Origin of the sequence: Burkholderia sp. HI2714 (assembly GCF_002223085.1) — a bacterium.
In the GTDB taxonomy this organism is placed as follows: Bacteria; Pseudomonadota; Gammaproteobacteria; order Burkholderiales; family Burkholderiaceae; genus Burkholderia; species Burkholderia lata_D.
The window spans coordinates 163016-175219 of record NZ_NKFM01000037.1 but is presented as its reverse complement, the minus strand read 5'-3'; the positions used below and the strand labels follow the sequence as shown (position 1 = coordinate 175219).

General features: G+C 66.1%; 9 protein-coding genes. 1 reads left to right on the top strand and 8 read right to left on the bottom strand.

Going from position 1 to position 12204, the window contains the following annotated elements; translation table 11 throughout:
• Nucleotides 1-38: 38 nt before the first annotated feature.
• The 7 genes from CFB82_RS21280 to CFB82_RS21250 all read right to left on the bottom strand — a co-directional run bounded on the left by CFB82_RS21280 (nucleotide 39) and on the right by CFB82_RS21250 (nucleotide 9007).
• Nucleotides 39-824, bottom strand: coding sequence for an electron transfer flavoprotein subunit beta/FixA family protein (locus CFB82_RS21280; RefSeq protein WP_089485164.1), 786 nt, complete (start codon nucleotides 822-824; stop codon nucleotides 39-41).
• Nucleotides 821-1990 (bottom strand): electron transfer flavoprotein subunit alpha/FixB family protein, encoded by a 1170-nt coding sequence (locus CFB82_RS21275; RefSeq protein ID WP_089485163.1) that lies wholly within the window; start codon nucleotides 1988-1990, stop codon nucleotides 821-823. Before CFB82_RS21275 ends, CFB82_RS21280 begins: the two co-directional genes overlap by 4 nt.
• A 4-nt stretch (nucleotides 1991-1994) precedes the next feature.
• Nucleotides 1995-3920, bottom strand: coding sequence for a (Fe-S)-binding protein (locus tag CFB82_RS21270; protein ID WP_089485162.1), 1926 nt, complete (start codon nucleotides 3918-3920; stop codon nucleotides 1995-1997).
• Between the two features lie 3 nt (nucleotides 3921-3923).
• Nucleotides 3924-5987, bottom strand: a complete 2064-nt coding sequence (locus CFB82_RS21265; RefSeq protein WP_021160633.1) for an NADH:flavin oxidoreductase — start codon at nucleotides 5985-5987, stop codon at nucleotides 3924-3926.
• 68 nt (nucleotides 5988-6055) lie between these two features.
• Complete coding sequence (locus CFB82_RS21260) at nucleotides 6056-6589, bottom strand: DUF5943 domain-containing protein (protein WP_006488993.1); 534 nt, start codon at nucleotides 6587-6589, stop codon at nucleotides 6056-6058.
• Between the two features lie 140 nt (nucleotides 6590-6729).
• Nucleotides 6730-7701 (bottom strand): dipeptidase, encoded by a 972-nt coding sequence (locus tag CFB82_RS21255; RefSeq protein ID WP_089448219.1) that lies wholly within the window; start codon nucleotides 7699-7701, stop codon nucleotides 6730-6732.
• Nucleotides 7702-7732: 31 nt separating this feature from the next.
• Nucleotides 7733-9007, bottom strand: a complete 1275-nt coding sequence (locus tag CFB82_RS21250) for a serine hydroxymethyltransferase (RefSeq protein ID WP_069252365.1) — start codon at nucleotides 9005-9007, stop codon at nucleotides 7733-7735.
• Between the two features lie 448 nt (nucleotides 9008-9455).
• On the opposite strand from CFB82_RS21250, the gene CFB82_RS21240 reads away from it, so the two are divergent.
• A complete protein-coding gene (locus tag CFB82_RS21240; protein WP_089485161.1) occupies nucleotides 9456-10481 on the top strand; it encodes a GlxA family transcriptional regulator in 1026 nt (341 codons plus the stop codon).
• A 54-nt stretch (nucleotides 10482-10535) separates the two neighbouring features.
• Here the strand turns inward: CFB82_RS21240 and CFB82_RS21235 are convergent, their stop codons facing one another.
• Complete coding sequence (locus CFB82_RS21235; RefSeq protein WP_089485160.1) at nucleotides 10536-11948, bottom strand: discoidin domain-containing protein; 1413 nt, start codon at nucleotides 11946-11948, stop codon at nucleotides 10536-10538.
• Nucleotides 11949-12204: the final 256 nt, after the last annotated feature.

Here is a 12204-nt window from a genome sequence, read left to right as displayed (position 1 = left end):
TCCTTGCATCCCTGGGTTCTTGCCGACAGGCATCAAAATCAGTAGTCGATGAGCTGATGCTCGCGCAAATACGCGAGGATCACTTGTGCTTTTTCGACCGAACTCCCTTCATTTACGACGTTGCCGCCACGGCTTTCGGTCGTCGTCGCGGACAGCATCCGGGCATGCCCGGAGCGCTTCTCGGCAGCGACCAGTTTTACGGGTTTACGCTCAATCGGGCCGACCTTCCACGCGGCCGCGTCGGCGTCCGCGCCGGGCGCCGCGAGCGCCGGCCGGATCGCGCCGGCGCGCAGCCGCGCATACGCATAGCGCGGCTCGGCATTGGCGAGCGGATGAACGGCGACGACGGCCGGCAGCGCGGCGTCGACGCGCCGCCGCAGCCCTTTCGGCAAAAATTGCCGGACGGCCACGCGGCCGCCGTCGACCGTCACGTCGACGGCCGAACCAACGAGCGGATAGCCGAGCGTCGCGGCGAGGCGATACGGCAGCATGCCGGTGTCGTACGCGCCCTCGGCGCGCGTGCCGGTCAGCACGAGGTCGTAGCCCTCGACGCGCGCGGCGAGCGCATGCACGGCATCATCGCCGTCGCGGCAGGCCAGCACCTCGACCTCCCGTGCGCCGAGCGCGAGATATTCGGCAAGCGCCGCATTCGCGGGGTCGCCCGCATGGATCACGTCGAGCTTCGCGCGATGCCGCTCCGCGAGCTGGCGGCCGGTTTCGAGCGCGGCCGCGTCGTTGCGGCTATAGCGCGCGACGCCGCTGACCGGATGACGGCCGACAGACACGAGCACCGCGATGCGTTGCAGCTGGCGGGGGGCGTTCATGCTGCGACTCCTTCCGGTTCACGGGTGCCGACCGCGGCCGGCGATTCGCCACGCGCGGCGCGCGCGGCCTGCACCTGTTCGATCAGCGCGGCAATCGTGCCCTGCGCGTCGCCGACCACCGTCAGGTTCGCGCGCTTCGCGATCGGCGCGCTGCCGTCGAGGTTCACCGCGATCACGTGGCGGCAGTCCTTGATCCCCTGCAGGTGCTGCACCGCGCCCGAGATGCCGAACGCGATGTACACGCTCGCCTCGACCGTCTTGCCGGTCGCACCGACCTGCTTGTCGCGCGTGAAGTGACCGTTGTCGACTGCGACGCGGCTCGCGCCGATCGCCGCGCCGAACACGCCGGCCAGCCGCTCGAACGCGCCGATGTCGGACACGCCGTTGCCGGCCGACACGATGAAATCGGCTTCCTCGAGCGCGACCTGGGCCGCATCGATTTCGTCGAGACCGAGATCGCGGTACGGCTGCGCGGCGTCACGGGCCGGGCGGATGAAGTCGGCGGCCACGCGTTCGCCCGCACCGACGAACGGCAGCTTCGCGTCGACCGCGTTCTGCGCGAGCAGGATCACGTCGGGCAGCGCACGGGTGGCAAACGCGCGCCCGGCGTGCGCATACGCGCCGACATGCTTCGCGTCGATCTCGACGACGTGCGCCGCGACGCTCGCGCCGGCGGCCGCCGCGTAACGCCGGCCGAGATCGCCGTCGCCCGTCGCGTTGTCGGGCACGAACACGTGTTTCGGCGCGAGTGCCGCAACGCACGCCTGCAACGCTTGCAGTTCGCTTTCAGGGTCGAACGCACGCCGATCGAAGCCGGCGAGTTCCAGCAGCTTGTCGACGCCCAGTGCGGCCACGTCGTCCTTCAGCTCGCCGAACGCGAGCAGCGCGACTTCGGTCTGCGCATCGGCAAGCAATGCGGCGGCGGCGATTGCCTGCCGCGAATGATCGTCGAGCGCGCCGCGTTCGCTGTGCGCGACCACCAGCATCACGTGCTTCGGATCCTGCACCGCGCGGCGCGGCTTGGCAGCCGCTGCGCCATGAGCGTGCGCGGAACCGTGCACGGCGTTCGCATCGGCGCTGCCTTCCTCGCCGAGCGTGATGCGCTTCAGGCCGGCGGCCGTGATGATGAACGGCCGGCGCGGATCGATTCGTTTGATCGTATTCATCGATTCACTCCAGCGAGGCGGCAACGAGTTCGGCCACGTCGAGCACGTCGGGGCGCGGGCCCACGACGCCTTCGAGCATCGCCGTGCAGTTCGGGCAGGCAACCGCGACCACGTCCGCGCCGATCGTGCGTGCGTCGGCGATGCGGATGTCGGGAATGCGCTGCTTGCCGGGGATGTCGGTCAGCGGCGCACCGCCGCCACCGCCGCAGCAGCGGCCGCGCATGCCGTTGCGCTCCATCTCGACGACCTGGATGCCGATCGTCTTCAGCACCTTGCGCGGCGCTTCCGTCTCGCCGTTGTAGCGGCCGAGATAGCACGGGTCGTGATACGTGGTGCGCTTGTCCTGCAGCGCTTCGACGGCCTTCGGCGCGATCTTGCCGCTGTCGGCCAGTTCGGCGAGGAAGGTCGTGTGATGCTTGACCGTCACGCGCAGCCCGAGCGCTCGGTATTCGTTGCGCAGGCTGTGCATCACGTGCGGGTCAGCCGTCACGATCTGCTTGTAGGACAGCGTGTCGAGCGTGCCGATCAGGCGCTTCGCCATCTGCTGGAACGTCGCTTCGTCGCCGAGCCGGCGGGCGACGTCGCCCGTGTCGGTCTCGGTCGAGCCGAGCACCGCATAGTCGACACCCGCCTTGTTCAGCACCTTGACGAATGCGCGCAACGTGCGCTGGTAGCGCATGTCGAACGCACCTTCACCCGCGACGAACAACACGTCGACCGGCTTGCCGGGTTGCGCGACGGGCGCGCTCAGGTCGACCGACCAGTCGTAGCGCGCGGCCGTGTCGTAGCCGCCCATCGTGCCGGTTTCGCGCAGGTTCGCGAGCACTTCCTGGCCCTTGCCCGGCACCGTGCCGTGCACGAGCGTGCGGTTGCGGCGCATGTCGACGATCGCGTCGACGTGCTCGATCAGCATCGGGCATTCCTGCACGCACGCGCGGCAGGTGGTGCACGACCACAGCGTCTGCTCTTCGATCAGGCCCGACACGATCGGGCCGTTTGGCTCGCCGCGATGCTGGCCGACCGCGAGGCCCGGCGTCGGGCTGCCCGCGTACGCCGCATCGGTGCCGCCCGCCATCCCGACGACGAGATCCTGGATCAGCTTCTTCGGGTTCAGCGGCTGGCCCGACGCGAACGCGGGGCATGCGGCTTCGCACTTGCCGCACTGCACGCACGCGTCGAAGCTCAGCAGCTGGTTCCAGCGGAATTCGACCGGCTTCGCAACGCCGTACTCCTGATGCTCGATGTCCGGCAGCTTCAGCGCGGTCGGCGGCGTGGCCGTACCGTTGCCCGTGAACGATTCGCGGGTGGCCGCGAAGCGCTCCTGGCGCGGGTGGAAGGCCAGGTGCAGGAGACCTGCGATCGCATGCTTCATCGGGCCGCCCTTCGCGGCGCCGACCGTCATCGTGAACGCACCGACACCGATCAGCACGGCGCAGAGCACCGCGAACGCACCCGACATCGCGCCGGTCGGCACCAGCATGAACAGCACGAGGCCGAGCGCGAACGAGCCGAGCAGCCAGGGCAGCGTATTCCACGGGCCGCGCGACAGGCGGGCCGGCACATCCTTCGCCGCGCGCCGGCGCCACACGAACACCGCGCCGACCAGCATCGCGAGCGCTGCGAGGAAGATCAGCTTGTCGAGCCACGGCGAGTAGATCGCGAGGCCGTAGTTGATGAACACCAGCGCGAGCGCGCCGATCGCGCCGCCGGCCGTCGCGACGTGCGTCTTCGCGATGTACGGATCACGGGCGACCACGTGGTGCAGGTCGACGAAATAGCGCTTCGGGATCGCGAACAGGTTCGCGACGCCGAACGTGCCAGGCGCGGTGGCCCGGCCCAGACGCCAGTAGGACGAGCGCTTCGCGACCGCGAACGCGAGCCCCGCCACCGACAGCCACAACAGGGCGGTAATGAGGAAGGACGGGTTCATCGTTTAGAAATCCTTCACGAGACGCAGCGAGTCGTAGATCGCACCGTGGACGTTGTGCATCGAGATGCAATCGCCGACACGGAACAGCAGGAAACGGCCGTTGCCGAGTTCTTCCGACAGGCACGGTTGCGGCTCGGCCGCGAACAGCGTGTGCGGATCGATCTGGCCACGGTTCACCGATTCCGGCTTGAGCTTCCAGTACAGCTCGTCGTTCGGCGACGAACCGTTCTCGATCACCACCTGGTCGACCGCGCGCTCTTCCAGTTCTTCCGTGTACTCGTTGCGCAGCACGGCGATCAGCTTGCCGTCCTCTTCATAGACGCGATCGAGCATCGTGTTCGGCGTCGGGATCACGCCGAATGCGTACAGGCGGCGATAGAAGATCGGGAACGTCGTGCCGCCGCAATCGTCGGCGACCTTCACGTCCGGCGTGACGACCTCGACCTTCGAGCCGCGGCTCGCCATGAAGTCGGCCACGCCGGCGCCCGCGTGCGTGCTCACGCCGTCGAACAGCAGCACGTTCTGCTTCGGCTCGACCTTGCCGGTCAGGATGTCCCACGAACTGACGGCCAGCCCCTCGGCCACGCCCCAGCCCGGCACCTGCCACGTGAAGCTCGACCCGCCCGTCGCGAGCACGACGATGTCCGGCTTCTCGGCCATGATCATCTTCTCGTCGGCGGCCACGCCCAGGCGGCGATCGACGCCCAGGCGCTTCGTTTCCATGTCGAACCAGCGGATGATCCCCGACATCTGTTCGCGCTGCGGCGCCTTCGCGGCGATCATCACCTGCCCGCCCACTTCGGCATTCTTCTCGAACAGCACCACGTCGTGGCCGCGCAGCTTCGCGACGCGAGCGGCTTCGAGCCCTGCGGGGCCCGCGCCGACCACCACGACCTTGCGCTTCGGGCCGCGCGACTTCTCGATGATGTGCGGCATCGTCGCTTCGCGCGACGTCGCCGCGTTCTGGATGCACAGCACGTCGAGGCCGTTGTACTGGCGGTCGATGCAGTAGTTCGCGCCGACGCACTGCTTGATTTCGTCTTCGCGGCCGTCGCGGATCTTGATCACCATGTGCGGATCGGCGATCTGCGCGCGCGTCATGCCGACCAGGTCGATCATGCCGGTCGCGAGCAGGCGCTCGGCCTGGCCCGCATCGCGGATGCTCTGCGCGTGCATCACCGGAATCTTCACGACCGACTTGATGCCGGCCGCGAGGTGCACGAACGGCTCCGGCGGCAGCGCCATCGGCGGCATGCAGTTGGCGATCGTGTTGTGCGTGTCGCCGCCCGAACCGACCACGCTCAGGTAGTCGATCAGGCCCGTCTCCGACATCGCCTGCGCGATTTCCTTCAGCGCTTCGTGATCGAGGCCGTCCTCGTGGAATTCGTCCCCGCACATGCGCAGGCCGACGCAGAAATCCTTGCCGACCGCCTCGCGCACGGCCGTCAGCACCTCGATGCCGAAGCGCAGGCGGTTCTCCAGGCTGCCGCCCCATTCGTCGGTGCGGTGGTTCGAACGCTTGCTCCAGAACTGGTCGATCAGGTGCTGGTGGGCGGCCGAGATTTCGATGCCGTCCATGCCGGCCGCCTTCACGCGCTTCGCGGCGGCCGCGAAGTCACCGATGATGCGGCGGATTTCCTCGATCTCGATGATCTTCGCGTTGCCGCGGTGCACGGGTTCGCGCACGCCCGACGGCGACATCAGGTGCGGCCAGTGCTCGCCGTGGAACGACGAGCGACGGCCCATGTGCGTCGCCTGGATCATGATCTTCGCGCCGTGCTTGTGCATCGTGTCGGCGAGGCGCGTGAGCGGATCGATGATCTTGTCGGTCGACAGGTTCACCGATTTCCACCAGCCCTGCGGGCTGTCGATCGACACCGGGCTCGACCCGCCGCAGATCGCGAGGCCCACGCCGCCCTTCGCCTTTTCTTCGTAGTAGCGGATATAGCGGTCGCCCGGCAGGCCGCCCGGCTCGGCATACACCTCCGCATGCGCGGTGCTGACGATCCGGTTGCGCAGCGTCAGCTGGTTCAGCTGCATGGGTTTGAACAGGTGGGGATAACGCATCGCTGGCGACCTCTGGCGTTCGAATGTCTCGTGTTGCGGGTGTTGTTGTGTTTCAGTGAATCAATGCGTCAGTGCGCGATCGGCGACACTTCGAAGACGCAGTGGTCGTGATGCTCGGCCGCGCACTGCACTTCCTTCGACTGCGCACGCGGTGCGCCCTTGCCTTCCGGCGTCGTGTCGTTGACCCAGTCCATCGCGCCGGCGAACCAGCCCGCGAACATGTAGCAGAGCTTGCCTTCCTTGCCCGGCTGCTGGAGCACGAACGACGAGTGACGCAGCTCGATCTTCGCGCGTGCGCTTGCCGGGTCGGCTTCGATGATCGAGAACAGGCCCCAGCCGCGCTGCGACAGGCGCTTCAGGTAGTGCTCGAACACGGCCATGCCGGTCAGGCCGTGCAGCTTCGCTTCCTTGTCGCACCAGTGGTAAGCGGACTTGTAGCCGGCCTTGTACAGGATCTCGGCATACGCTTCGACGCCGAGCGCTTCCTCGACGGCGACGTGGTTGTTCGTGAAGAAGTGACGCGGCACGTACAGCATCGGCAGCGCGTCGGTGGTCCAGACGCCGGTATCGGGATCGACGTTGATCGGCAGTTGCGGTTGCATCGTGGTGACTCCGTGAGGAAAGTGGCCGCGCGGCTCAGTGCGCAGGCGCGACATCGTCCGCGCGCCCGTGCGGCTTGCACGGGCGCGTCCCGATTTCTTTTAATGTTGAATCGCTGGCGGCGGTTCGGCGTTCGCGGCGCTTATGCGCCCCACACGTCCTTGAACACGCGCACCCAGTTCTCGCCCATGATCTTGCGGATGCGCGATTCGCTCCAGCCGTGGCGTTCCATCGCCGCCGTCAGGTTCGGGAATTCGCCGATCGTGCGGATGCCGTCCGGGTTGATCACCTTGCCGAAGTTCGTCAGCTGGCGATAGCGGCCCTTGTCATGCGTCAGCATGTCGAAGAATTCCTTCGCGTAATCCTGCGTGAAGTCCGTGCCGATGCCGACCGCATCCTCGCCGATCAGGTTTACGACGTAGTCGATCGCCTCGATGTAGTCGTCGATGTTCGCTTCGATCCCGCGCTTGAGGAACGGCGCGAACATCGTCACGCCGACGAAGCCGCCCGCATCGGCGATCTCCTTCAGCTGTTCGTCGCTCTTGTTGCGCGGATGCTCCTTCAGGCCCGACGGCAGGCAGTGCGAATAGCACACCGGCTTCTTCGAGAACGCGATCGCTTCCGACGACGTATTGCCGCCCACGTGCGACAGGTCAACCATGATGCCGACGCGGTTCATCTCGGTGATCACTTCGCGGCCGAAGTCCGACAGGCCGCCGTCACGTTCGTAGCAACCGGTGCCGACCAGGTTCTGCGTGTTGTAGCAGAGCTGCACGACGCGCACGCCCATGTCGGCGAACGCTTCGATGTAGCCGATGTTGTCCTCGAACGCATGCGCGTTCTGGAAGCCGAGGATCACGCCGGTCTTGTCTTCCTTCTTCGCGCGGAAGATGTCTTCCGTCGTACGCACCAGCGTCAGCAGTTCGCTGTTGTCGCGGATCTTCTTCTTCATCACGCCGATGTTGTCGACGGTCTTGGTGAAGTTCTCCCACACCGACACCGTGCAGTTCGCGGCGGTGATGCCACCCTTGCGCATGTCTTCGAACACCGGCTTCTCGAACTTCGAGATGTTCAGCCCGTCGATGATGATGCTGTCTTGATGCAGCGTGCTCATGTGTTGCTCCAGTATTGTCGGGTCGGTGGGATCAATAGATCGGGAAGCGTTCGCACAACGCGAAGATCTCGCGGCGCACGCGCTGTTCGGTCGCGTGGTCGCCTTCCGGGTTCGCGCGCAGCGCGTCGAACACTTCCAGGATCAGGCGGCCCACCTCGCGGAATTCCGCGACGCCGAAGCCGCGCGTCGTGCCGGCCGGCGTGCCGAGGCGGATGCCCGACGTGACGGTCGGCTTCTCGGTGTCGAACGGAATGCCGTTCTTGTTGCAGGTGATGCCCGCGCGTTCCAGCGCCTGCTCGACCGGCGCACCCTTCAGGCCCTTCGGACGCAGGTCGACCAGCAACAGGTGGTTGTCGGTGCCGCCCGTGACCAGATCGACGCCGCCCGCCTTCAGCACTTCGCCGAGCGCCTGCGCGTTCGCGAGCACGTTGTCGATGTAGGTCTTGAAGTCCGCCTGCAGCACTTCACCGAACGCGACGGCCTTGCCGGCGATCACGTGCATCAGCGGGCCGCCTTGCAGGCCGGGGAACACAGCCGAGTTGATCTTCTTCGCGATCTCCTCGTCGTTGGTCAGCACGAAGCCGCCGCGCGGGCCGCGCAGCGTCTTGTGGGTGGTCGACGTGACGACGTGCGCATGCTCGACCGGGTTCGCGTGGCGGCCCGCGGCGATCACGCCGGCGATGTGCGCCATGTCGACCATCAGTTTCGCGCCGACGCTGTCGGCGATCGCACGGAAGCGCGCGAAGTCGAGTGCGCGCGGGTAGGCCGAGAAGCCGGCGATGATCAGGTTCGGCTTGTGCTCGTGCGCGAGCGCTTCGACCTGGTCGTAGTCGATCCGCATCGTGTCGCGGTTCACGCCGTACTGGACCGCGTTGAACCACTTGCCCGACAGCGCCGGCTTCGCGCCGTGCGTCAGGTGGCCGCCCGCGTCGAGCGACATGCCGAGCACCGTGTCGCCCGGCTTGGCCAGCGCGAGCATCACCGAGCCGTTCGCCTGCGCGCCCGAGTGCGGCTGCACGTTCGCATAGCCGGCATTGAAGATCTGCTTGACGCGCTCGATTGCCAGCGCCTCGACTTCATCCGCGAATTCGCAGCCGCCGTAATAGCGCTTGCCGGGATAACCTTCCGCGTACTTGTTGGTCAGCACCGAGCCTTGCGCCTCGAGCACGGCACGCGACACGATGTTTTCCGACGCGATCAACTCGACCTGCGACTGCTGACGCTCGAGTTCCTTCAGGATGGCGCTGCGCACCGGCGCGTCGCGCTCGGCGAGGGGCTGCGAGAAGAAAGGCTGGGTGTTCGACATAGTGCGTCCGTGACGAAGAATAAGGGGCTGAAACCGAAGCTCAAGGCCCGCCCTGCCTGGGTTTCCCGCTCGTCCAGTTTCAAGGCTGCCGACGGCTCTATTCTTGTCGTTCGGATTTTCGGCGGATTGATGAATTTAGACGCGTTCTTTGCCTTTTCCGCCATCCGCGTCCGTTTTATACAAGTGACCGGTCGTGCTTTTTCGGATGACCAACAGAAATGGTCGACGCAGTTCACCTATGAACAGGCACGCCGGCGGTGCGATTGCCGCCCGGTCGGGGTGCAACGCATCACGAATACGGTGCAGTGCAGCATGCCGCTTGCGGCCAGACAACGTATGGATCTAGGGTTTAGCCGTATGGCACGCTTGTTGCGCTGGCTCACACAATATCGCAGCCCGTCCGTGCCCCCCGGGCGTAAAGCTATTAGAGATTCTAGGAACGCTCCCCATGTCGCCCGACCGCACAGCGTCGCTGTCCCACTTCGCGTTCATGCCGTTACCGAACTTCACGATGATCGCGTTCACCAATGCGATCGAGGTGCTTCGGATGGCGAACTACCTGAGCGGCCAGCCGCTCTATCGCTGGTCGGTCATCAGCCCGGACGGCGGCCCGGTCACCGCGAGCAACGGCCTGACGGTCGATACCGGCCCGGCCGAATGCGTGGGGCAGCCCGACATCGTGTTCGTGTGCGGCGGCGTCGACGTGCAGCGCGCGACCACGCCCGCCCATCTGTCGACGCTGCGCCGCTTCGCGCGCGCGGGCATCCCGCTCGGCAGCCTGTGCACGGGCACCTATGCACTCGCGAAGTCGGGGCTGCTCGCGGGCTATGCGTGCGCGATCCATTGGGAAAACATGTCGGCGCTGAAGGAAGAGTTTCCGGACACGCGCTTCCTGAAGGAACTGTTCGTGATCGACCGCGACCGCATCACGTGCACGGGCGGCGTCGCGCCGCTCGACATGATGCTGAACCTGATCGCCGCGCGCGTGGGCACCGCACGCGTCACGCAGATCGCCGAGCAGTTCATCGTCGAACACGTGCGCGACACGAGCGCGCAGCAACGCATGCCGCTCGTCGCGCGCCTCGGCTCCGCGAACAAGTCGCTGTTCGAAGTGATCTCGCTGATGGAGAACAACATCGAGGAGCCGCTGTCACGCGAGGAGCTCGCGCGGCTCGCGAACATGTCGCAGCGGCAATTGCAGCGCCTGTTCCGCGAACACCTCGGCATGACGCCGACGCACTACTACCTGACGCTGCGGCTGCGCCGCGCGCGCGAACTGCTGCTGCAGACCGACATGTCGATCATGCACATCACGATGGCGTGCGGCTTCCAGTCGGCGTGCCATTTCAGCAAGAGCTATCGCGACGCGTTCGGCGTCGCGCCGACCCGCGAGCGCCGCAAGCAGGTCGCGCCGCTCGCGCAGAGTGCGGCGAGCGCCAGCCCCGCCTTTCCGGCGCATGTGCTGCATGCGTGATCCTCGCCGCGATTGACGAAAAAAAAGCGACCTCGAAGGTCGCTTTTTTTGCGCTTACGATCCCCACACCTGCATTTCGTCGAGCGAATAGCCCCATGGCGTCGCGCGCTTCGTGCCGAGCATCCGCACATAGCGGCCATGCCCGTTCAGGTTCGGCAGCGTCACGTGGCCATGCGACACGCCGTTGTTCGTCGAGTAGATCGTCGTCCAGTTCGCGTTGTCGTTCGACGTCTGGATCTGATATACGAGCGCGCCCGCATCCCAGTAGAGATCGATGCTGCTGATCGTCTTCGTCGCGCCGAGATCCACGGAGATCCATTGCGGATCGACGCCCGCGCCTTCCGGCGAATCCCAGCGCGTGCTCGTGGTGTTGCCGTCGAACGCCTTGTCGGCCGTGAGCGATGCGTTGTAGCTCGCCGATGCAGCAGCCGGGCGACCCTGCGACAGCAGCGTCGGCTGCGCGGCGGCCGGGCCGCCGTAGTAGCTGGACCCGAGCTTGGCCTTCGTCGTGTCGGCGTTCACGCCGAACTGCGACAGGCTCCAGCGCTGGCCGGTCGTCACGTCACCGACGTAGAGCTGGTAGCCGCCCGCGGTCGTCGACGAGAAGAACACGTAGTTGGTGCCGGTCACCGGCGCCGGATCCGAGTTGTTGCTCACGCAATCGTTGATCGGCAACGCGTTCGGCGTCGACGCCGGGTCCGCGGTCTTCGCATAGATCTGGTCGGCCTGGCCGCTGTCTTTCCAGCGCGCGTAGAACACCATGCCGTCCCCACGCACGATCGGGTAGTACGTCTGCAGCCCGGCCGGATGATCGAACGTGGCGGTGACGCCGGTCGCGAGCGTGCGCTTCATCAGCCCCATGTTCGCGCCCGTGCCGGTCGCGTAGTACACGGCGCTCGCATCCGGCGAAAGGTACGGCATCGAGTATTCGGCGCCGGAGGGTGCGTTCGTCAGGCTCACGACCGACGTGAACACCGGGCCCGCGCTCGTGTACGACAGCGTCGCCTGCTTGACGTCGCCGTTCTGCTTGAACACGAGCGTCTTGCCGTCCGTGCTGAATTTCGGGTCCTCGTTACGCGTGGCGCCCGTGCTGTTGGTCATGTTGATCGGCGCATTGTTGGTGCCGAGCTGAACCATGAACACGTTCCACGCGTTGTTCTTGATGCCCATGAACGCGAGCCACTTTCCGTCGGGGCTGAATACGCCGTTCATCGGATCGGTGATGCCCCACGCGCTCTTGCTCAGTTGCGTCAGCGTATGGGCCGAGAAGTCGTACAGGAACAGCTGGCTCGTGCCGTCGCCGTAATTGACGTAGCTGTGATAGACGAGCTTGCCGGTCAGTGCGGCGGGGAACGACGCGTTGGATTGCGCCGGCGGATTGCTGATGCAGGCGGCCTGCGCGGCGCCGCCGAGGAGGTTGAGGGCAACGCCGGCCACGAGACCGGCGACAAGAGTTTTCAATTTCACGCTGAAGGTTTCCGGTTAGGGTCATGACATCGCTGACTAGACCTCGCACGCACAGGCGCACGGGGCACGGATCAGCCGGCGGACAGCGTGAATTCCGTATCGGTCAATGTCGGGAACAAAGATTGCTCGAGGGGCTAGAGGATGCCAGCGCGTCGCGCCGAAAAACAGGATCAGAGCCCGTGAAAAACGAGCGGATCACGGGATAACGACCCTGTGGCGCAGCGCGCCCCGTGCTACTCTTTTTTCGGCACAAAGC

Coding starts and splice junctions, on each gene's coding strand:
- CFB82_RS21280 (WP_089485164.1), bottom strand. CDS start 824: ATGAACGCCCCCCGCCAGCTGCAACGCATCGCGGTGCTCGTGTCTGTC.
- CFB82_RS21275 (WP_089485163.1), bottom strand. CDS start 1,990: ATGAATACGATCAAACGAATCGATCCGCGCCGGCCGTTCATCATCACG.
- CFB82_RS21270 (WP_089485162.1), bottom strand. CDS start 3,920: ATGAACCCGTCCTTCCTCATTACCGCCCTGTTGTGGCTGTCGGTGGCG.
- CFB82_RS21265 (WP_021160633.1), bottom strand. CDS start 5,987: ATGCGTTATCCCCACCTGTTCAAACCCATGCAGCTGAACCAGCTGACG.
- CFB82_RS21260 (WP_006488993.1), bottom strand. CDS start 6,589: ATGCAACCGCAACTGCCGATCAACGTCGATCCCGATACCGGCGTCTGG.
- CFB82_RS21255 (WP_089448219.1), bottom strand. CDS start 7,701: ATGAGCACGCTGCATCAAGACAGCATCATCATCGACGGGCTGAACATC.
- CFB82_RS21250 (WP_069252365.1), bottom strand. CDS start 9,007: ATGTCGAACACCCAGCCTTTCTTCTCGCAGCCCCTCGCCGAGCGCGAC.
- CFB82_RS21240 (WP_089485161.1), top strand. CDS start 9,456: ATGTCGCCCGACCGCACAGCGTCGCTGTCCCACTTCGCGTTCATGCCG.